Below are 20,047 nucleotides of genomic sequence, written 5' to 3'. Positions count from 1 at the left end.
CACACCGGCTGCGCGAACCGGGCGATAGCGGACGTCCCGGGCCCTCGGGAGATTGACGGCCGGCCGGGCACCGCCGTACCGTGCTGCACGCGCGACGGCTTCCCGAAGCCGGTGGGATTCCGGCACGGTCGCGCCACTGTGTGCCCCATCCAGGACGGAGCGGGCGAGTCAGGTCGAGGAGCCGTCGTCAGGTCCACCCGCAAGGGACGCGTCATCCCGAAGGAGAGCCATGGCCACCATTCCGGCCGACCGGTCCACCCCGGTCGTCCTTCCCGTGTCGAAAGCCGCTTTGCTGCTCGGCGCGACGATCGTCGGCGCGCTGCTGCTGTACTACTTCATCGGCGTCGACCAGGGCGCGGTCTCGATCTTCGGCAGCGACACGCACGTGCACGAGTTCGTCCACGACGCGCGGCATTTCCTCGGCTTCCCCTGCCACTGACCCGCGCGCGGAACGGACAACCGAACAATGCAGAACAAGCTGATTCTGCGCGGCCTCCTCGCCGGAGCGCTGGGCGGATTGCTGGCGTTCGTCTTCGCCCGGATCTTCGCCGAACCGCCGACCCAGGCGGCCATCGACTACGAATCCGGCCGCGACGAGGCGCAGACGGCGCTCGACCACGCCGCCGGAATGCACACCGAGCACGAGGGCCACGAGATCTTCAGCCGCGCGGTGCAGGGCAACCTCGGCATCGGTCTCGGCATGGTGCTCTTCGGGGTCGCCATGGGCCTGCTGTTCGCGGTGACCTACACGGTCCTGCTGGGCCGCGTGGGCCGGATCCGCGCGCGGGTGCTGGCGGTGCTCGTGGCCGGGGGCGGCTTCCTGACCCTGTACCTCGTGCCGTTCCTGAAGTACCCGGCCAACCCGCCGGCGGTCGGGCACGAGGCGACCATCGGCGCACGCACCGGGCTGTACCTGACGATGGTCGTCGCGTCGGTGATCTTCCTGGTGGCGGCTGTGATCGTGGGCAAGCGGCTCGCGCCGCGGCTGGGCAACTGGAACGCGACGCTCGTCGCGGGCGCCGGGTTCGTCGTGCTGTCCGGCCTCCTGATGGCGCTGCTGCCGTCGCTCGGGTCGCTGGCCGTGAACGTCGCCGAGTACGGCCCGCAGGCCAGCGAAATCCCGCTGCCGCTCAAGGGCCCGGACGGCCAGATCGTGTACCCCGGGTTCCCCGCCGACACGCTCGTCGAGTTCCGGCTTTACTCGGTGGTGGCGATGGTCATCCTGTGGACGACCATCGCGCTCGTGTTCGGCCCGCTCGCCGAACGCGTGCTGGACCGCGGGCGCGCGGTTACCGTCGAGGCGTGAACCCGCTGACCGGACTGGGCCCGTTCTTCGCCGTCGACACGCATGCGGCGGACGAACCGGTGCGGCCGTGGCATCCGCTTTCCGAGGTCCTCGACGACGGTCCGGTGCTGCGCGAACGAATCGCGCAGAACCGGGCCGTGCTCGGCGGGGATTTCGTGGAAGTGCGGGTCGCGGCGTCGATCGCGCATCTCGGGCTGGCGGCCCGGATCATCTCGCCCGCGCTGGGGCTCGCCGTCGGCTCGGGAGCGGTGCCGGACTACTCGGCGGCCTGGTGGCAGCCGAAGCTCGGCGGCGCGTTTCCGTTGTCGCTGAAGGAAAATCCGGCGGTCGAGTCCGATGTGGTCACTGCGTTCGCCGAACGCGTGCTGCGCGGCCCGCTGGCGCGGCTGGACAAGGCGATGGCCCAGTTCTCGCTGGCGGAGAACGTCCGGCGGGGGAATGTGGCGTCGGCGCTGAACGGGGCGGTCACTGTGCTGTGGTCCGAACGTCCGGAGTGGACTCAGCGGGCGGCCGGAATCGTTGGCGCGCTGGAGGAATTGCCGGAACTCGCTGGTACTGCCACCCGGGTCGGCGGGCGGTTTCGCCGTCGCAGCTGCTGCTTGTTCTATCGCGCGACGCCGGACCGTGATGGTCCGAAGTGCGGCGACTGCGTGCTCGCCTGAGCAGAACGCCCCCGGCGTGCGGCCGGGGGCGCGCGCTGATCGACGGCGGCCGGCTTACCAGGGCGACCAGACGCCGTTGTACCACTGCTCGTTGGCGTCGTCGGTGTGGTGGTTGCCGTCGAAATCGACGTCGTAGTGGGTGATGTGGTCGTTCGGGTACCCGAGCGGGTTGGCGGAGGTGTCGCAGACGTAGTCCCGGTCGCAGATCGACTTGACCGGCACATTGCCGAAGAACCGGTCGACCCCGGCGAGCGGCGCGCCGACCGCGGGTCCGAACACGGCGGTCCCGCCGTCGGCGCCAGGCGGTCCTTGGCGTTTGGGATCGGCGACGAGAATGGCGTTGACGTTGCCGAACGACATCCAGTTGTTCGTGACCCACACGTGCACCACCGCGGCGCCCATGGAGTAGCCCATCATTTTGACATGCTGGCCGGGGCACGCCGCGCGTTGCTCACGGACCAGCCGGTTCAGTTCGTCGACTCCGGCCTGGGTGCTGGCCCCGTTGGGAATGTCGGTCGGGTATCCGACGTGCTGCGTGACGTTGTAGAAGCGGTCGGTGTCCCAATGGCTCCGCCAGCCGCCGACGGCGATCGAGTACGTGCCGTCGCACGGAGCGGTCGCGTGCGCGGCGGGCCCGGCCGCGACCGAAAGCCCGGCTGCCGCGAGAAGACTGGCTGAGAATGCCGCGATAGTCCTTTTCCGCATGTGCCCTCTCCTGGTTCTTGGCGTGGTTTCTAGGCGGAGTAGCCCTTGGGCGGGATCAGCGAGGCGAGCTGGTCGAAGGAGATCCAGTAGATCTGGTTGCCGCCGAAGTTCGCGGGGTCGGCGATGGCGACGGTGCGGTCCACGGGGTCGTAGCCGAAGACGGTGAAGTAGTGGTAGATCGTGTAGTCGGGGTAGCCGGGCGGGTGGTTGTTCGCCGGGGCGACGATGTTGGCCACCACGGGGTAGTTGCGGTCGATGTCGTAGACGATGTCGTTCCAGAGCCGGTCCCGTTGTTCCTGGGACGGCGGGTCGTTCGGCATCTCCTTGGTCTCGTACCACCCGCCGCCGAGGTTGTTGTTGAGCACGGCGGTGACCTGGCCGATCCAGCCGGTGCCGTCGGTGGTGGTGCCCAGTTGCGCGGCCAGGTCGCCCTGGCTGGGGGCGGCGATCCGGGCGGACAGCGCGATGCGGGTGGCGGCCGGGCCGCACCAGTAGCCGGTTTCCTGGACCTGGTAGTCGATGTTCAGCCAGCGTGGGCTGCCGTAGGGCTGGGCGGCCGGCGACGCCTGGATGTGCACCGCGGTGCCCGGCTTGATCTCCCCGCCGACGACCGAGGTGCCGGACTTCGTCCCGTGCGCGGCAGCGGACACCGGCAGCGGCTGTGAGGAGGGCGCGGCGTCGGCGACGCCGGGGTAGACCAGGGCGCTGACGGCCACGGCGGCGATCGCGGTGCACAGAGGTCTTTGGCGCATGAAGGCTCCCGAAGAGGTTGAGCGGCATCCGGCCGTTGCCGACGGCCCAAGGATGGCGGCGAGACCGCCGGGAGGCCAGGTCACGAACCGGTCGTTGGTGACCGATATCGGGCTGACCTGGCGTTCGGTGTGGAAATAACCCACCTCGGCCGTTCCCCGGTCGGCGCCCCTGCTCCCGTTGGCCGAGACGACGGTCGCCGCTGCGCGGCCGTCGTTCGTACGCTGGGGCCGGTGTTCTCCGAACGAGTGTTCTTCTCCTTCGTCGCGCTGGCCGACGCTTCGCGGAAGCGCGAGTACAACGAATGGCACCAGCTCGACCACCTGCCGGAGAACCTGCGCCTGCCCGGCGTCGCGCACGGAGACCGATGGGCCCGGACCGGCGACGGCACGGCGAGCCCGGAGCTGGCCGGCGTCGACTACGTGGCGATGTACTGGTTCCGCCCGCCGTACGAACAGAGCGTCGCCGAGTGGCGCAAGCTCGGCGAGGACTCGTTCCAATGGGGGCGCGGCCCGCTGATCCCGGGCGTGCGGCGGCCGTTGCTGGGCTTCTTCACTCCGGTGCTCGGCTATGTCGCGCCGAGGGTCCGGCTGTCCGCGGACGCGCTGCCGTTCCGGCCCAACCGCGGCCTGCACGTCACCGTCAGCGAACTGGCCGAACCGCACAGCGCCGAGGCGCACGCCCAGTACGCGTGGCAGGACCGGACCCGGATCCCCGACCTGCTGGCCTGTCCGGGCGTCGCCGGAGCCTGGACGTTCTCGTTCCTCGGCAGGCAGCAGCATTCGACGCTGAAGGTCGGCTCCGGTGAAGACCGGGCACCGGGTTCGCTGCGGGTCCGGCTGCTCTATCTCGACGAGGACCCCGTCGAGGCGAGCGCCGGGATCGCCGAGCGGGAGAAGGGCTGGGCGCCCGCGCCGCATCCGGAGGCGGAGCGGGTGCTGCTGTCCGGGCCGGTCCGCACGATCGTCCCGTGGCGGGACTGGTGATCCCCGTCGAGGAGCGGGCCGCGCTGCACGATCTGGTGCATCGCTACGCCGCCTGCGTCGACGAGCGGGATTTCGCCGGGGTCGCCCGGCTGTTCGCCGACGACGGGGTGCTCGTGCTGCCGGATCCGCCCCGCGAGTTCGACCCGGTGCTGGAGCATCGCGGCCCCGGAGGCGTCGCGGCGGCCCTGTCGGCGCTGGACGACGTACCGCTGACCGCGCACGGCATCACCGGCGCGGTCTTCGACCCTGGCGACGATCCGGCGTCCGCGCGCGGGCGGATCGGCTGCGTCGCCCACCACGTGAGCCCGCGCGGCGGACGCTTCGCCGACGCCGTGTGGCACCTGCGCTACCGCGACCGTTACGTGCGGGCCGAGGGCGTCTGGCGGTTCGCGCGCCGCGAGGTGCGCCTGGATCTGATCGAAACCCGGGAGGTCCGCGCGTCCCGTCTTGGCCGGTGACCTGCCCGGAGTCACCCGAACGGGCGGACCCGGCAGGGGCGGCCGGGCGACCGGTTTGCCCGGAAACTGCGTAAGGTCGAAACCATGTCAGGGGACGAGGCCTTGCTCACGCACGACAGCACGCGCGGGCTCACCGCGGCCGAGGTGGCCGAGCGGGTCGCCGCGGGGCGGACCAACGACGTTCCTTCGCGCACGAGCCGCAGCGCGTGGGAGATCGTCCGGTCCAACGTCTTCACCCGGATCAACGCGATCTTCGCGGTGCTCGCGGTCATCATCTTCTCCACCGGCTACCTGCTGGACGGCCTGTTCGCCGGGGTGATCGTGGCCAACAGCGTCGTCGGCATCGTGCAGGAGCTGCGCGCCAAGCGGACGCTGGACCGGCTCGCGATCGTCGGCCAGGTGCGCCCGCGCGTGCGCCGCGACGGGACCAGCAGCGAGCTGGCCCCGGAGGAGGTCGTGGCCGACGACGTGATCGAGGTCGGGGCGGGCGACCAGGTGGTGGTCGACGGCGAGGTGCTGGCCGCCGAAGCGCTCGAGGTCGACGAATCGCTGCTCACCGGCGAATCGGACCCGGTGGTGAAGCGCGCGGGCGACCCGATCATGTCCGGCAGCTTCGTGGTCGCCGGGAACGGCGCGTACCGGGCGACGAAGGTCGGCTCGGAGGCGTACGCGGCGAAACTGGCCGAGGAGGCGGGCCGGTTCACGCTGGTCGATTCGGAGCTGCGGAACGGGATCAACAAGATCCTGAAGGTCATCACGTACCTGCTCATCCCGGCCGGCGCGCTGTCGATCTACAACCAGCTTTCCGGGTCGCAGGCGCTGCCCGCCGCGCTGCGCGGGATGGTCGCGGCGCTCGTCCCGATGGTGCCGGAGGGCCTGATCCTGCTGACGTCGGTCGCGTTCGCGGTCGGCGTGATCCGGCTGGGCCGCCGGCAGTGCCTGGTCAACGAGCTGCCCGCGATCGAGGGGCTGGCCCGCGTGGACGTCGTCTGCGCGGACAAGACCGGCACGCTCACCGAGAACACGATGCGGCTGTCCGAGCTGCGGCGGCTGCGCGACCCGGGCGGTTCGGGCGGTTCGGGCGAGGAACCGGAGACGGTGCTGGCCGCGCTCGCCGCCGCCGACCCGCGCCCGAACGCCAGCCTGGTCGCGATCGCCGAGGGCTGCCCGGCCGCGCCGGACTGGCCGGCCACCGCCGTCGTCCCGTTCTCATCGGCGCGGAAGTGGAGCGGCGCGGCCTTCGGCGAACACGGCGACTGGGTCCTCGGCGCGCCCGACGTGCTGCTGCCCGCCGAGTCGGAGGAGCGCGCGGAAGCGGAACGGATCGGTGCGCAGGGCCTGCGGGTGCTGCTGCTCGGCCGGGCGGCGAACGCGGTCGACGCGCCGGACGGGCCAGGCGAGGTCAGGCCGGTCGCGCTGGCCGTGCTGGAGCAGAAGATCCGCGGCGACGCCCGCGAGACGCTGGACTACTTCGCCGCACAGGGCGTCGCGGTGAAGCTGATTTCAGGCGACAACGCGGTGTCGGTCGGCGGCGTGGCCCGCGCGCTGGCGCTGCCCGGCGGCGAGGCCCCGGTCGACGCGCGGACGCTGTCCGAGGATCCCGGCAAGCTGGCTGACCAGCTGGAAGACACCGCGGTGTTCGGCCGCGCGACGCCCGCGCAGAAACGGGCGATGGTCGCGGCGCTGCAGGCGCGCGGGCACACCGTGGCGATGACCGGCGATGGCGTCAACGACGTGCTTGCGTTGAAGGACGCCGACGTTGGTGTGGCGATGGGTGCGGGCAGCCCGGCTACCCGGTCGGTCGCGCAGATCGTGTTGCTGGACAATGCTTTCGCTACCCTGCCGCATGTCGTTGGCGAGGGTCGGCGGGTGATCGGCAATATCGAGCGTGTCGCTAATTTGTTCCTTACCAAGACTGTGTATTCGGTGCTGCTGGCGTTGATCGTGGGCGTGCCTGGGTTGATCGGGTTGGATGCGATGCCGTATCCGTTCCTGCCTCGGCATGTCACGATTGTTGGGTGGTTCACTATCGGGCTGCCTGCGTTTGTGTTGTCGCTAGCGCCTAATAATGATCGGGCTCGTAGCGGGTTTGTCGGGCGGGTGCTGCGGATGGCGGTTCCGGCTGGGGTGGTGATCGGGGCTGCGTCGTTTGTTTCTTATATCCTGGTTCATCCTGGTGGGGTGACTAGTGATGCGGTGCAGGTGCAGGCTAGTACTACGGCGTTGATTACGTTGATGGCGTTGGCGTTGTGGGTGCTTGCTGTGGTTGCGCGGCCTTATAACTGGTGGAAGGCGGCGTTGGTTGCGACTATGGCGGTTGTGTCGGCGTTGATGTTTTTGATGCCGTTTACTCGGGAGATTTTCCAGTTGGATCCCAGTAATGGCGGGTATACGGCTACTGCGGTGGTTTGTGCCGCGGTGGGGGTTGTGTTGATCGAGGTCGGGCGTTGGGTGGGGAATCGGGTCGGGCGGTAGGTCCTGGTTGCGTGGGGCACCCCGAAGCCTGATTGTGCTGACAGTTCGGGGGTGCTTGTCAAGGCGGGAAAGATGCCTTGACAAGCACCCCCGAACTGCAGGGAGGCTTCGTATCGGGGTGCGGGGGCGGGGCTGGGTGCCTCGCTGGTTTGAGTGCGTTGGCGGCGGTTCGCGGTGGGGCGGGGCTAGCGCCCCAATGTGGCATTGGGTGCATGTGACGCACCCAATGTGGCGTTGGTTGCGTGGGACGCACCCAATGCCACATTGGGGCGTTTCGGGCGGCGGGGGACCGGCTGGGGTCGCCGAGGGTCGTGAGGGGAACCCTGGGGGAATCAGAGTCCCTCAGGGTTCCCCTCACGGACTGCGGTCCGGGGGCCGGGTGCGGCAGGGGGGCGTGTGAGGGTCAGGTGTTGGTCGAGAGGTGTTGCTGCAAAGCGCTCAGTCCCTCGGTCCGCTTCCGGTCCTCGGCGTCTTGCTTGGTCATTTCGGCGTCGGTCAGTACTAGCGCGTCGGGGCCGGGGAAGACCGTTGAGTCGTGGTCTGCGCCTTGCCAGCGGACGGTGAACGGCGGGGCGCCGTCCGGTGAACCTACGGCTACGATGCGGCCCCGGTGTTCCGGCATGTCCACCCGGATTCCCTTCACGACCAGCCAGTCTCCGCGCTGTGCGTGCATGGTTCCTCCTCTCGCCAGGGGCTTCGCCCGGAGCGATACCTCGCCGCGCGTCGGGTGAAACGTCGAAGTAGTCCGATCAGGTGGCGGCAAGCGACTTTTCGTGTTCGGTTCGGCTTAACCGCGGCGTTCGCGCGGCGGCATCGGGCGGAAGGACCCTGCGAGCGGAGCCGATCCGAAGGAGCCTGCCATGGTCCGTCATACCGCCGTCGCCGCCTCGTTGGCGAGTGCCGCGCTGGTCCTCGCCGCCTGCGGCCAGAGTGCGGCGGGCGGCGCGCAGTCCGGCGACCCCGAGACGCTGGTGTTCGCCGCTATTCCCTCCGAGAACGCGCAGACGCTTCAGCAGGCTTATCAGCCGGTGATCAAGATGCTGGAGAAGGAAACCGGCAAGAAGGTGCAGTTCCAGAGTGCCACCGACTACGCCGCGGTGATCGAGGCGCAGCGCACCGGCAAGGTGCAGATCGCCCAGTACGGGCCGCTGTCCTACGTGCTCGCCCGCAACACCGGCGTCAAGGCGACGCCGGTCGCGGCGCAGGTCAAGAAGAAGGGCGAGCAGCCGGGGTACCGGTCCTACGGGATCGTGCCCGCTGGGTCGCCGGTCAAGGATCTTGCCGGGTTCAAAGGCAAGAAGGTCTGCTTCGTCGATCCGAATTCCACCTCCGGGTATCTGTATCCGAAGGCGGGACTGATCGACGCGGGGGTCGACCCGCAGTCCGGCGTGAGTCCGGTGATGGCGGGCGGGCATGACGCGTCCGCGTTGGCTGTCGCAAGTGGACAGTGCGACGCCGGGTTCGCGTATGACGCCATTGTGGACACTGCGCTCATCGACAAGGGCCAGCTCAAACCGGGTCAGCTGACTACGGTGTGGAAGTCCGACGTGATCGCTGGTTCGCCGGTCGCGATCTCCGACAGTGTCTCTGAGGATCTGAAAGCCAAGATCGCCACTGCGTTCCAGCAGAAGGCCAATGTGGACTACTTGAACGCCAACGGGTTCTGCGCGACCAAGTGCAAGGCGGCCGACGACGCGGGCGACTGGGGTTACGCGAAGGTGGACGATCAGCTGTACGACGGCGTCCGCAAGGTTTGCGCTACCACCAAGGACAAGCAGTGCACGGCCGCGTGAGCGAGGCGGTCCGGTTCGACCGGGTGAGCAAGAGCTTCGGCACGCTCGCGCTGGACGACGTATCGCTCACCGTCGAGAGCGGCGAGGTCGTGGTGCTGCTCGGCCGGTCCGGTTCCGGGAAGTCTACGTTGCTCCGGCACGTCGACGGGCTGCAGCGGCCGACGTCGGGCACCGTCACCGTGCTCGGCACGGACGTCGGCCGGGCCGGCGGCGGTGAGCTGCGGCGGTTGCGGCGGCGGATCGGGTTCGTGTTCCAGCAGTTCCACCTTATCGGCAGCCTGACCGTGCTGGAGAACGTCTGTTCCGGCGCGCTTGGCCGGCTGCGCGGGCCTCGGCTGGGCCTGCTCAGCTACCCGAAACGGCTCCGGCACGAGGCGCTCGACGAACTGGACCGCGTCGGCCTCGCCGACCGGGCGCTGCAGCGGGCGGACACGTTGTCCGGCGGTCAGCAGCAGCGGGTCGCGGTCGCGCGGGCGCTGCTGCAGCGGCCGGAGATCCTGCTCGCCGACGAACCGGTCGCGTCGCTGGATCCGGAGTCCTCGGCGCAGGTGATGCGGCTGATCCGGGAGATCAGCGCGGAACGCAGGCTGACCGTGCTGTGCAGCCTCCACCAGCTCGACCTGGCGCTGAGCTGGGGCGACCGGATCGTCGGCCTGCGCGCGGGACGCACCGTGCTCGACGCTCCGGCCGCCGGGCTCGACCGCGAGCGCGCGATGGAGCTGTACGCCGGGGTCGCGGCCGAGCCGGCGGCGGTCGGATGACCGCGGGCACCCTGGCCCGCCCGACCCGTTCCGGCACCGCCGCGGTGCTGGTGGTCCTCGGCCTGCTGGCCGCGGGCGTCTGGGCGCTGACCGATCTGCAGATCAACTTCGCGACGCTCGCCGACAGCGCGGGCAACGCGGTGGCTTTCGCGCGCCGGATGTTCCCGCTCGATTTCCCGCCGCTCGCCGAGCTGCTGGAGCTGGCCGGCCAGACGCTGGCGATCGTCATTTCCGCGACGCTGCTGTCGGTGCTCCTCAGCGTGCCGCTGGCGATCTTCGCGGCGGCCAACACCACGCCGGGTCCCGGTTCGCGGCTCGCCGCGCGGACGGTGATCGTGCTGGCCAGGGCGATTCCGGACGTCGTGCTGGCCATCGTGTTCTTCCGGATCTTCGGCCTCGGCGCGATGACCGGCGTGCTCGCGATGGGCCTGCACTCGGTCGGCATGGTCGCGAAGCTGTACGCGGACGCGGTCGAGCAGATCGACGAGGGCGTCCGGTCCGCGGTCCGGGCGGGCGGCGCGGCGCGCGGGCAGGAGCTGGTCACCGGCGTGTTGCCGCAGGTCATGCCCGCTTTCGTGGCGACCGCGCTGCACCGGCTGGACATCAACCTGCGGATCTCGGTGGTGCTCGGGTTCGTCGGCGTCGACGGTCTCGGCTACGCGATCGCGACGTCGTTTCAGCGGCTCGACTACCGGCGGGGGATGGCGCTCGCGCTGGTCGTGCTGATCCTGTGCGTGCTGGTCGAACTCGGGTCAGGCGCGATCCGCCGCCAGCTGTTGCGCGGCGGCGGACCCACGGTGCGGCTCCCGGCCCAGCGAGGGATCGCTCCACAATGGACCTTCGCGCGCGTGCGCCGCACTTGCTACGCCGCCGCGACCGTATTGGCGGTGGCGGTTTCGTTGTGGGGCGCGGAATTGTCGCCGGTGCAGTTCTTCCACGGTCTCGGCGACATCGGCCATTCGCTGGGCTTGTTCTGGCCGCCGGACACTGGCGGGATCTTCCCGACGCTGCTCGCCGACCTCGGCGAGACGGTCAAGATCGCTTTGGCCGCAACGGTTCTCGGCGCGCTGTTCGCGTTGCCGGTCGGCGCGCTCGCCGCGCGGAACGTAGCTCCGAGACCGTGGGTGGCGCGGGTGTTCCGGGTTTTCGTGGTGCTCGTGCGCGGGGTGCCGGAACTGGTGCTGGCGATCGTCTTCGTGGTGATCACCGGGCTCGGGCCGGTCGCGGGCACGCTCGCGCTGGTGGTCGGCGCGGTGGGGCTGCTGGGCAAGCTCGTCGCGGATTCGCTGGAGGAGGTGGACCCGGACGTCGAACAGGCGGTGCGGGCCACCGGCGCGACCCGATGGCAGGTGTTCACCTCCGCGACGCTCCCGCAGGCGGCCCCGGCGTTCGCCGCGCACGTGCTGTACCAGCTCGACGTGAACATCCGCTCGGCGACGCTGCTCGGCATCGTCGGGGCGGGCGGGATCGGATTCGACCTGCTCAGCGCGTCGCGGATCCTCGAGTTCGGCATGGTCACCACGATCCTGCTGCTCGTGTTCGCGACCGTGCTGCTGGTGGAGTTGCTCGCGGTATGGCTGCGCCGGGTCACAGTGTGAACGGCTCACAGCGAACGGCTGACAACTGTTCCGGGAATTCACTTTCGGGGGCGGGCGCGTTGGCCGCGGCGCAGTTGTCCGGACAAGCCGGGGGCGCATCGTCGGTGCCATGACCTCGACGAGGTACCTGGACATCGCGGAGAAGCTGGCTGTGGAGATCGCCGGGAGCGCGCCCGGCACGCGGGTCTCCAGCGAACCGGAGCTGGCCGCCCGGTTCGGGGTGGGGCGGGCGGCGGCCCGTTCGGCCCTGCAGGAACTGGAACGCCGGCTGCTGGTGCGGCGGGTGCGCGGCGCGGGAACGTTCGTGAACCGCCGCATCGACTACGTCATCTCGCACAGCAGGCCGCCGTCGTGGCACGCCACGGTGGAGGCGGCGGGCGCGACGCCGCGCTCGCAGATCAAGTCGGTGGACCGGCTGCCGCTGCCCGCCGGCCGCGCGGCGCATCTCGACCGTCCGGCCGGCGCGCTGATGCACCGGGTCGTGCGGACGTTTTACATCGACGACCTGCCCGCCAGCTGGATCGAGGAGTGGATCCCGGTCGAGGTGGCCCCCGACCTCGACCTGGCGCTGCACAGCGTCGAGTCGATCGACCTGGTGCTGCGGCAGATGGGCCGGGTCGCCCCGGTGCGGGCGTGGTGCCGGGCGAGCGTCGACCTGCCGCCGCCGGAGGTGCTGCGCGGACTGGGCATCGAGGCGAGCGTCCCGGTGTGGCTGGTGGACAGCGTCAGCCGGGACGCGCGCACCGGGCAGGTCCTGATGGCCAGCAGCGCGTGGACGCGCGCCGACGCGGTCCGCGTCGTGGTCGAACTTTCGGACACGGTCTACCCCGAGGAGAAAACGTGCGGATAGCGAGGGAAGAACGCTGCGGCCTGCTCGCCGCGGCGGAACCGGACGAGCTGCGGGAGCTGGCCGACGCCTGTCTCGCCGACGGCGCCGAGGTGACGGTAGTGCTGGCCCCCGAGGTCGGCACGATCTCCACCCAGGTGCGCGAACCTGTGGCGGCACAACGGTTCCTGCTCGGCGACGTGCTCGCCTGCCGGGCCGAGGTGGAGGTCGCCGGTCAGCGGGGCTGGGCGATGCGGCTCGGTGGCGACCGGGCTGCGACGCTCGCCGCGGCGGTGCTGGACGCCGAGGCCGAGGCGGGCCGTCCGCTGGCGTCCGAGGTGGACGGGCTCTGCGATCGGGTGGCGCGGCGGTTGGCGGAGCGGGACGAGCGGGAGTGGGCCGAGCTGGCTCCGACCGTCGTGGAATTCGAGGAGCTGACGTGATCACTCTGCCTGTTAATGAATCACAGCTGGCGTTTCGGACGGTGTTAAACGCGCTCGCGCACCCCGGCGCGACGTACCGGCTGCCGGACACCGCGGTGCCCCCGGCGGTCCTCCCGACGCTCGCGCTGGCCGATCTCGGCACCGCGGTGTGCGTGCTGGAGGACGGAACGGAGTGGGCGGAAACGGTGGTCTCCGCGACCTCCGCGCCGCTGTCCGATTTGAACAAAGCGCGGCTGGTGACCGCGTTGCGTGCGGTGACTGTCGAGGAGATCGCCGAACTGCACCGGGGCACTGCGCTCGCGCCGGAGGACGGCGCGCTGGTCACGCTCGCGGTGTCCGATTTGGACGGTGGCCCGGCGTGGCGGCTGACCGGACCGGGTGTCCCGGGCGAGACAACGTTGGCACCAACGGGTTTGCCTGCCGGGTTCGTCGCGGCGCGGGCGGAGCTGGTCGCGGGATTCCCGGCGGGAGTCGACTTCCTGCTGGCCTGCCCGGACGGCCGGATCGCCGGGCTGCCGCGCACGACGACGATCGAGGAGGAGCGCTAATGGGGTACTCGGGAGCGCGCGGCGGACTGGAAGCCATTCTCGCCGCGGAGGACCTGGTGCGCCGGGCCCGCGACCACGCACCGGTGCCGTGGGCGCCGGACGAGCAGATCGTCGCCCGGTTCCGGCTGGCCGTCGACCGCGTGATGGGCGAGGCCGGGCTGTTCGACGAGGACACCTCCGCCGCCGCGTTGCGCCAGGCCGAAGGCGACCCGCTGGAAGCCTCGCACCTGGTCCGCGCCTACCGGTCCACCTTGCCGAGGCTGGCCGTCGCCGACCCGGTGGACCCGGACGAGCTGCTGATCCTGCGCCGGATCGTGCCCGCGTTCCGCGAACCGGACGGTCCGCAGCTGCTCGGCCGCACCACCGACTACACCGGACGGCTGCTGGAGCGTCCGGCCGAACCGCCGGAGCCCGTCGAGCACGAGCCTGGCACGCCGAAACCGCGCACGGACGAGCAGAAGCGCCCGCGCCGGTTCCTCGACCTGCTGCGTGAGCTGGACCTGGTCGTCGAGCATCGCACCGGCGACGACCCGGAGCCGTTCGACCTGACCCGCAAACCGGCCCGGCCGCCCGCCCCGCGTTCGGCCGCGCTGGCGGCGATGGCGCGGGCGGAAACCGGCGCGCTCGTCGCGCTCTGGTACCGCTCGATCCTCGGCCCGGACGGCAACATCCACGAGGTGACGCTCGGCGAGGTCCGGCATGGCCGGCTGCCGCTGCGCGTCCGGCATCCGCACACCGGAAACCCGGTCGCGGTAGGCGAATTCCGGGTCACCGAGGCGGAAGCGATCGAAGACCTCGACGGAGCCGACGAGGACCGGACCTGCTTCGACGTCGGCTACGGCCTGTGCTTCGGGCACAACGAACGCAAGGCGATCGCGATGGCCAACCTCGACGTCGCGAACCGCCGGTTCGGCCGGCAGGGCCCGCTGGAGCAGCTGCTGCTGCTCACCACCGACGGCCTCGATTCCGGCGGCTTCCTCGAACACCTGAAGCTGCCCCACTACGTCACCTTCCGCTCGATGGTCGAGCGCAAACAGGCGATGCGCGCCGCGGCGGCCGCGGGGGAGGGCCCTGCGCCCCGCCCGACCGAGCCCGCCGGAAAGGAATGCTGATGAGCGTCACCACCGAGCTGCTGTCCGAAATGGACGCCGGGCCGGCCGGATTGCTCGACGAGGGCGGGAAACGCGAGGTCCGCCGCGCCGCGCTGACCGCGGTGTGCGTGCCCGGTTACCAGGTGCCGTTCGGCTCGCGGGAGATGCCGGTCGCGCGCGGCTGGGGTTCCGGCGGCCTGCAGGTGACTCTCGCTGTGATCGGTGCACAGGACACGGTGAAGGTCATTGACCAGGGTGACGACGCCGGGGTCAACGCCACCAACCTGCGCCGGATGATCGCCGCGACGACCGGCAGCGAGGAGACCGCGGACACGCGCGAGGCATCCATCGTGCAGTCGCGCCACCGTATTCCGGAAGAGGCGATGGCACCGGGGGATGTGCTGGTGTTGCAGGTGCCGGTGCCGGAACCGTTGCGCGGCGTGCAGAAATCGGTCGAGGAATGCGCGCGGATGCACGCCGAGGGCGATTACGCGGCGATGTGGGTCAGCCTGTACGAGGACATCGTGCGCAACGGCATGATCACCCGCACCACCGGCTATCCGGTGCTCGTGGACGGCCGCTACGTCCTGGCCACCACGCCGATCCCGCGCTGGGATGTGCCGCGGTTGCACCAGAGCGACCAGCTGAACCTGTTCGGCGCGGGCCGGGAGAAGCGGATCTACGCCATCCCGCCGCACACCGACGTCCGGCCGCTGACCTTCGACGACGTCCCCTTTGAGGTCGAGTACACGCCGGGCGCGGTGTGCAAACGCTGTGGCAGCGAAGACGTGTTCCTGGTGGAAGCCGGACCGAACGGCGGTTATGCCTGCAGCGACACCGAATGGTGTGCCCGGGTCCTCGCTGAGGACGTTGACGCGGAGGCGCATCGGGATCGCGCGCCGCTGCAACTGCTCCCGTCCTCGGCGCGGCTCACGTCTACTGTGGACTCGCCGCGGATTGAGCCGATCCGGGCGGTCGGCGGCCCGGAATGGGCGCTGCGAGCCGATGGGATTGGCAAGGTGCACGGCGTCGGCGGCGCGGACGCGGTGCCCGGCACCGGTCCGGAGCACGGCACCGCGGTGAGCCCCTCGACCGGCGCGATCGTGGCAGCCTGGGACGTGTCGTTCGATGTGGCGCCGGGGGAGGCACTCGGGGTGATCGGCGAGTCCGGGTCCGGAAAGTCCACTGTGCTCGCTTGTGTGATCGGCGACGAGCGGGCCACCGCGGGCAGCGTCCGGCTGGCCATTGTGGACAGTGGGAAGACCGACCTGCTTGGACTGTCCGATCAGGAGCGGCGGAAGCTGCGCATCGGCACGATGGCCGTGGTGCACCAGAATCCGGCCGACGGACTGGACCTGCGGGTGAGCGCGGGCGGCAACATCGCCGAACGGCTCACCGCGGCGGGCTGGCGGGGCTACCACGCGATCCGCCGCCGGGCCGCGGAACTGCTCGACCGCGTCGAGGTCCCGCTGTCCCGGATGGACGATCCGGTCGGCACGTTCTCCGGCGGAATGCGCCAGCGCGTCCAGATCGCCAAGGCACTGGCCACCGAACCGCCGGTGGTGCTGCTCGACGAACCGACCACCGGGCTCGACGCCTCGGTCGCCGCCGGGGTGCTCGACCTGCTGCGCGGCCTGCTCGCCGAACGGGACGTCGCGGCCGTCGTGGTCAGCCACGACTTCTCGGTGATCGACGCGCTCACCGACCGCACCCTGGTCATGCAGCTCGGCCGCGTGGTCGAGCACGGCCTGACCGACCAGCTGTTCCACGATCCGCACCATCCCTACACCCAGCGGCTCGTCGCCGCGGCCAGGAGGTGATCCCCGTGTTGCCCGTGCTTTCCGTTCGCGAGCTGCGCAAATCGTTTACCCTGCACACGATCGACGGCCGCACTGTCCATTCGCTGCACGGCGTCGATCTCGACGTGCACGCCGGCGAGCACGTCGCGCTCGCCGGGCCCAGCGGTGCCGGGAAGTCGTCGCTGCTGCGCTGCGTCAACCGGACTTACCTGCCGGATTCCGGTTCGGTCCGGCTGCGCACCGGTGCCGACGACGTCGAGCTGACCGACCTCGCCGACCGTGCGATGGCACGGCTGCGCGGCCGCGAATTCGGCTACGTGTCCCAGTTTCTCGCCGCCCCGCCGCGCAGCGGTCCGATGGCCGTGGTCTCCGCGACCGCTCGCCGCCGCGGCCTCGACCGTGAGGAAGCGCGCGACGCGGCTGCCGAAGCGTTGCAGCGCTTGAACTTGGACGAAGCGCTGTGGGACGTCGACTGCTCGGTGCTGTCCGGCGGCGAGCGGCAGCGGGTGAACCTGGCCGCGGGCACGGTCCGGCCGCCCCGGCTGCTGCTCCTCGACGAACCAGTGTCCGCATTGGACCCGGCGAACCGGGAGGCCGCCTTGGAACTGGTCGCGGGTTTGACCGCGCAGGGAGTCGCGGTGCTGGCCGTCTTCCACGACCTGGACGCGATGCACCGGCTCGCCTCGCGCGTCGTCCTGATGCGGGACGGGCGGATCGCCGCAGAGGGTGCCCCCGCCGAGATCCTGGCGGCGGCATGACGACCGGACTGGAAGAACGCTGGACGCTCGGCGCGCCGCCCGCCGACTACGTGCTCGGCCACGTCCGCGCCGTGCTGGCCGACCGGATCGTGGACGACGCGCTGGTAGCCGTGCGGGACGGCCGGATCGCCGAGGTCGCGCCGCATCCGCCCGGCGTGGTGTCCGATGTAGACGGTCAAGGCCTGCTGTGCGTGCCGGGCCTGGTGGACGTGCACAGCGACGGCTTGGAAAAGGAACGACTGCCGCGCCCCGGTGCCGAGCTGCCCGCGGAATTCGCGCTGTTGTCCTTTGAAGGAAAACTCCGTGCGGCGGGCGTGACCACCGTGTTCCACGGCGCTGGATTCGAGGAGAGCTTCGGCCGTGGCCTGGACCGTTCAGTGGCGCGCGCCCGCAGCCTGTGCGAGGTCATCGACGCCCGCCCGGACGGCCTGGTGGACCACCGGATCCTGTACCGGCTGGACGTCCGTTGCCCGGAGGGGTTGCGCGCCCTCCGGGAACGACTGTCCACAGTCGACGGAACGCCGGTGGTGTCGCATGAGGACCACACGCCCGGGCAGGGCCAGTACGCCGACCGTGCCTACTACGAGCGTTACCTGCGGGGGACGCGCGGAATGTCCGAAGTGGAGGCTGCCGACCACGTAGACCGGCTCGTCGCCGACCGCGACGGACGGCTGGACGTCCGTGAAGAAGCCATGACTTGGCTCGGCGAACAAGCTCGGGCGGGCCGGATCCGCTTGCTGGGCCACGATCCCAGCTCGGCGGAGGAGATCGACACCCTGGTGGAACGTGGCGGCGCGGTAGCCGAGTTCCCGACCACTGTGGACGCTGCCGAAGCCGCTCGCGACTGCGGACTGCCGGTAGTGATGGGCGCGCCGAACGTCCTGCGCGGCAGCTCGCACAACGGCAACGCCTCCGGCCGCGACCTGGTCTCGCGCGGCCTCGTTACGGCTCTGGCGTCGGACTACCTGCCGTCGGGCCTGCTGGCCGCCGCGTTCACCCTGGCCGAGGAAATCGGTCTGCCTTCAGCGCTCTCCCTGGTCACCGCCGGTGCCGCCGAGGTAGCCGGACTGGCCGACCGCGGACGGCTGGCTCCCGGCCTGCGCGCCGACCTCGCGTTGATCTCACCGGGCAGCCGCTGGCCGGTCGTCCACTCGGTACTCACCGGAGGCCGCGCATGAGCCACATTCCTTGGCCAGTCCCCGAACCGGTACTGCCGTCCGATGTGGACCCGGTACTGGCTCACGCGACCCGCGCCGCCGTTCGCGCTTTCGCGGAAGCCCGGCGGGTTCACGACCGCGCCGCGCTGGCGGAAAAGGTGCAGATCGGCGCCGACGGCACCCCGACGATGCGGCTCGACATCCTCGTCGACACCGCGGTCGCCGAAGCGGCCAACGCGCACAAGGTAAACCTCCTCAGCGAGGAAATCGGGTCGATCGACAACGGCTCCGCGGTGACCCTCGTCGTCGACCCGGTGGACGGCACCGCCAACGCCGCCGCCGGGGTGCCGCTGTCGGCGTTCGCCGGGGTGGTCGCGGTGGACGGCGTCCCGAAGGAAGCCCTCACCTGCTGGCTGGACACCGGCCGCTGCTGGCACGCCGTCGCCGGACGTCCCACGCCATACCGCACCAGTGGCCGCCGCGAGCTGGACGGTGCCGCCGTCAGTCTGTTACGTCCTCACGGCCCGGATGACAACGCGTGGTGGCGGATCACAAAACGTGCCGCGCGGGTGAGAATCCTTTCCAGCTCGTGCATCGAAGCCGCACTGGTCGCCGAAGGCTCGACCGACGCCTTCGCCGACGCCGGGTCCGACACCCACCGCATCATGGACCTGGCCGCCGCGATGGTCACCGTCCCCGCCGCGGGCGGTGCGGTCCTGGACGTGCACGGCAGGCCGCTGGAGATCGACCCGGACCTGACCCGCCGGTGGTCCGGAGTCGTCGCCGCGAGCCGGGAGCTGGCCGAGGAACTGGCGTCCACGATCAAGGAGGCGTTGTGAACGAAGCAGAACTCGCCTCGCTGGTCGACGGCCTGGCCGGCTTGCCGTACGGAGGGGAAGTGGTGGACCAGCGGACGCACGCCCTGCAGACGGGCTGGTTCGCCGCCGACGCCGGTGCTGACGATGAGTTGCTGCTGGCCGCCGTCCTGCACGATGTCGGCCGCGAGGAGTCGGTGCGCGCGCAGTATCCGGGGCTGCCGCATGAGCTGTCCGGTGCCGAGTTCGCCCGGGCGCACTTGAGCGAGGCGGCAGCGTGGATCATCGCGCAGCACGTGCCTGCGAAACGCTTCCTGGTCGCGACGGACGATGCTTACGCGGGCCGGCTGAGCCCGGCTTCGGTGGAATCGCTGGCACGTCAGGGCGGGGCGATGTCCACAGTGGAGGTTGAGGAGTTCCGGCGTCATCCGCGGTGGGAGGACGCGGTGCGGGTCCGGCGGTGGGACGACGCGGCCAAGGACCCGGACGGGCCGGTGCTCAGTACGGGGGATGTGGTGGCCGCGTATCGGCGGTGGTTGGCTGCGGGGTAGGGGGTCGTGAGTGGCAATGCCGGTTCTAACCGGGATTGCCACTCACGACCCGCCCGCTGACGGCACCCCAGCGCGCCGGGTGGCGGCCGGCGCGCGGGGGTGTGCCGGGCCGCGGCTGTTCCCCCCGACGTGTGGGACAGTCGCGGCGCCGGAGCTGCTGGGTGCGGCTTCGGGTGGGCTGATGGGCTGCTGCTTGGCGTGGGGTGCGGCGTTGCGGCTTTGCCGGGGTTGCTGCGCGTTGCGCGGGCTCCCGCGTTGCGTAGGTTGCGGTGTTGCGCTTCGCCGGGGTTGCCGGGTCGCGTGGCTCGCTGCGTTGTGCTTCGCCGGGTTGCTGCGTTGGGCGGGGCTGCCGCGTTGCGTGGGTTGCGGCTTGCCGCGCGTTGCGCGGGTCGCCGTGTGGGGCTTCGCCGGGTTGCTGAGTTGCGTGGGTGGCCGCGTTGCGCTTCGCCGGGCTTGCCGCGTCGCGCGGGTTGCGGCGGTGTGCTTTGCCCGAGTTGCCGCGTTGCGCGGGCTGCCGCGTTGCGCTTCTCCCGAGTCGCGGCGTCGCGTGGGCTGGTGCTGCGGC

Annotated in this window: 21 protein-coding genes; 18 read left to right on the top strand and 3 right to left on the bottom strand. The window is 70.7% G+C overall.

Annotation, left to right across the window (positions count from 1 at the left end; all coding sequences use genetic code 11):
* Window positions 1-229: 229 nt before the first annotated feature.
* The 3 genes from ACFSVL_RS36440 to ACFSVL_RS36430 are packed head-to-tail and all read left to right on the top strand — an operon-like array spanning window position 230 to window position 1,968.
* Window positions 230-439, top strand: a complete 210-nt coding sequence (locus ACFSVL_RS36440) for a CbtB domain-containing protein (protein ID WP_009077103.1) — start codon at window positions 230-232, stop codon at window positions 437-439.
* Window positions 440-466: 27 nt separating this feature from the next.
* Window positions 467-1,306, top strand: a complete 840-nt coding sequence (locus ACFSVL_RS36435) for a CbtA family protein (protein ID WP_378311025.1) — start codon at window positions 467-469, stop codon at window positions 1,304-1,306.
* Complete coding sequence (locus tag ACFSVL_RS36430; protein WP_378311023.1) at window positions 1,303-1,968, top strand: (2Fe-2S)-binding protein; 666 nt, start codon at window positions 1,303-1,305, stop codon at window positions 1,966-1,968. The genes ACFSVL_RS36435 and ACFSVL_RS36430 overlap by 4 nt, the downstream gene beginning before the upstream one ends.
* 54 nt (window positions 1,969-2,022) lie before the next feature.
* Here ACFSVL_RS36430 and ACFSVL_RS36425 read toward each other — a convergent pair whose 3' ends face one another.
* A complete protein-coding gene (locus tag ACFSVL_RS36425; protein ID WP_378311022.1) occupies window positions 2,023-2,673 on the bottom strand; it encodes a cutinase family protein in 651 nt (216 codons plus the stop codon).
* A gap of 29 nt (window positions 2,674-2,702) precedes the next feature.
* Window positions 2,703-3,425, bottom strand: coding sequence for a C39 family peptidase (locus tag ACFSVL_RS36420; protein WP_378311020.1), 723 nt, complete (start codon window positions 3,423-3,425; stop codon window positions 2,703-2,705).
* A 231-nt stretch (window positions 3,426-3,656) separates the two neighbouring features.
* On the opposite strand from ACFSVL_RS36420, the gene ACFSVL_RS36415 reads away from it, so the two are divergent.
* The 3 genes from ACFSVL_RS36415 to ACFSVL_RS36405 all read left to right on the top strand — a co-directional run bounded on the left by ACFSVL_RS36415 (window position 3,657) and on the right by ACFSVL_RS36405 (window position 7,342).
* Complete coding sequence (locus ACFSVL_RS36415) at window positions 3,657-4,409, top strand: hypothetical protein (RefSeq protein ID WP_378311018.1); 753 nt, start codon at window positions 3,657-3,659, stop codon at window positions 4,407-4,409.
* Window positions 4,394-4,867 carry a nuclear transport factor 2 family protein gene (locus ACFSVL_RS36410; protein WP_378311017.1) on the top strand — a complete coding sequence of 158 codons (474 nt, stop codon included), beginning with the start codon at window positions 4,394-4,396 and terminating at the stop codon, window positions 4,865-4,867. Before ACFSVL_RS36415 ends, ACFSVL_RS36410 begins: the two co-directional genes overlap by 16 nt.
* Before the next feature lie 84 nt (window positions 4,868-4,951).
* Complete coding sequence (locus ACFSVL_RS36405; protein WP_378311015.1) at window positions 4,952-7,342, top strand: HAD-IC family P-type ATPase; 2,391 nt, start codon at window positions 4,952-4,954, stop codon at window positions 7,340-7,342.
* A 403-nt stretch (window positions 7,343-7,745) separates the two neighbouring features.
* On the opposite strand, the gene ACFSVL_RS36400 is transcribed toward ACFSVL_RS36405, so the two are convergent.
* A complete protein-coding gene (locus ACFSVL_RS36400) occupies window positions 7,746-8,015 on the bottom strand; it encodes a DUF1918 domain-containing protein (RefSeq protein ID WP_378311014.1) in 270 nt (89 codons plus the stop codon).
* A gap of 187 nt (window positions 8,016-8,202) precedes the next feature.
* Here ACFSVL_RS36400 and ACFSVL_RS36395 point away from each other — a divergent pair, with 187 nt between their 5' ends.
* The 12 genes from ACFSVL_RS36395 to ACFSVL_RS36340 all read left to right on the top strand — a co-directional run bounded on the left by ACFSVL_RS36395 (window position 8,203) and on the right by ACFSVL_RS36340 (window position 19,482).
* Window positions 8,203-9,135 carry a phosphate/phosphite/phosphonate ABC transporter substrate-binding protein gene (locus ACFSVL_RS36395; protein ID WP_378311012.1) on the top strand — a complete coding sequence of 311 codons (933 nt, stop codon included), beginning with the start codon at window positions 8,203-8,205 and terminating at the stop codon, window positions 9,133-9,135.
* Window positions 9,132-9,896: a phosphonate ABC transporter ATP-binding protein gene (gene phnC / locus ACFSVL_RS36390; protein ID WP_378311010.1), complete on the top strand. Its 765-nt coding sequence runs from the start codon at window positions 9,132-9,134 to the stop codon at window positions 9,894-9,896. Before ACFSVL_RS36395 ends, phnC begins: the two co-directional genes overlap by 4 nt.
* The gene (gene phnE / locus ACFSVL_RS36385; RefSeq protein ID WP_378311008.1) at window positions 9,893-11,494 is read left to right on the top strand and encodes a phosphonate ABC transporter, permease protein PhnE; all 1,602 of its coding nucleotides are present in this window, start codon (window positions 9,893-9,895) and stop codon (window positions 11,492-11,494) included. Before phnC ends, phnE begins: the two co-directional genes overlap by 4 nt.
* Before the next feature lie 109 nt (window positions 11,495-11,603).
* Window positions 11,604-12,344: a GntR family transcriptional regulator gene (locus tag ACFSVL_RS36380; RefSeq protein WP_378311007.1), complete on the top strand. Its 741-nt coding sequence runs from the start codon at window positions 11,604-11,606 to the stop codon at window positions 12,342-12,344.
* The gene (locus ACFSVL_RS36375) at window positions 12,335-12,763 is read left to right on the top strand and encodes a phosphonate C-P lyase system protein PhnG (protein WP_378311006.1); all 429 of its coding nucleotides are present in this window, start codon (window positions 12,335-12,337) and stop codon (window positions 12,761-12,763) included. The genes ACFSVL_RS36380 and ACFSVL_RS36375 overlap by 10 nt, the downstream gene beginning before the upstream one ends.
* Window positions 12,760-13,311, top strand: a complete 552-nt coding sequence (gene phnH / locus ACFSVL_RS36370) for a phosphonate C-P lyase system protein PhnH (RefSeq protein ID WP_378311004.1) — start codon at window positions 12,760-12,762, stop codon at window positions 13,309-13,311. The genes ACFSVL_RS36375 and phnH overlap by 4 nt, the downstream gene beginning before the upstream one ends.
* Complete coding sequence (locus ACFSVL_RS36365) at window positions 13,311-14,423, top strand: carbon-phosphorus lyase complex subunit PhnI (RefSeq protein ID WP_378311002.1); 1,113 nt, start codon at window positions 13,311-13,313, stop codon at window positions 14,421-14,423. Before phnH ends, ACFSVL_RS36365 begins: the two co-directional genes overlap by 1 nt.
* Window positions 14,423-16,222 carry an alpha-D-ribose 1-methylphosphonate 5-phosphate C-P-lyase PhnJ gene (locus ACFSVL_RS36360; protein ID WP_378311001.1) on the top strand — a complete coding sequence of 600 codons (1,800 nt, stop codon included), beginning with the start codon at window positions 14,423-14,425 and terminating at the stop codon, window positions 16,220-16,222. Before ACFSVL_RS36365 ends, ACFSVL_RS36360 begins: the two co-directional genes overlap by 1 nt.
* Before the next feature lie 5 nt (window positions 16,223-16,227).
* Complete coding sequence (locus tag ACFSVL_RS36355) at window positions 16,228-16,959, top strand: ATP-binding cassette domain-containing protein (RefSeq protein ID WP_378310999.1); 732 nt, start codon at window positions 16,228-16,230, stop codon at window positions 16,957-16,959.
* Window positions 16,956-18,137, top strand: a complete 1,182-nt coding sequence (locus ACFSVL_RS36350; RefSeq protein WP_378310997.1) for an alpha-D-ribose 1-methylphosphonate 5-triphosphate diphosphatase — start codon at window positions 16,956-16,958, stop codon at window positions 18,135-18,137. Before ACFSVL_RS36355 ends, ACFSVL_RS36350 begins: the two co-directional genes overlap by 4 nt.
* Complete coding sequence (locus ACFSVL_RS36345; RefSeq protein WP_378310996.1) at window positions 18,134-18,955, top strand: inositol monophosphatase family protein; 822 nt, start codon at window positions 18,134-18,136, stop codon at window positions 18,953-18,955. The genes ACFSVL_RS36350 and ACFSVL_RS36345 overlap by 4 nt, the downstream gene beginning before the upstream one ends.
* Window positions 18,952-19,482, top strand: a complete 531-nt coding sequence (locus tag ACFSVL_RS36340; RefSeq protein ID WP_378310994.1) for an HD domain-containing protein — start codon at window positions 18,952-18,954, stop codon at window positions 19,480-19,482. Before ACFSVL_RS36345 ends, ACFSVL_RS36340 begins: the two co-directional genes overlap by 4 nt.
* The last annotated feature ends 565 nt before the right edge of the window (window positions 19,483-20,047 follow it).

This window comes from Amycolatopsis silviterrae, from assembly GCF_042684085.1.
Lineage (GTDB): Bacteria > Actinomycetota > Actinomycetes > Mycobacteriales > Pseudonocardiaceae > Amycolatopsis > Amycolatopsis silviterrae.
Note: the sequence above shows the minus strand (reverse complement) of the source record. Positions and strands in the feature narration are given on the sequence as shown.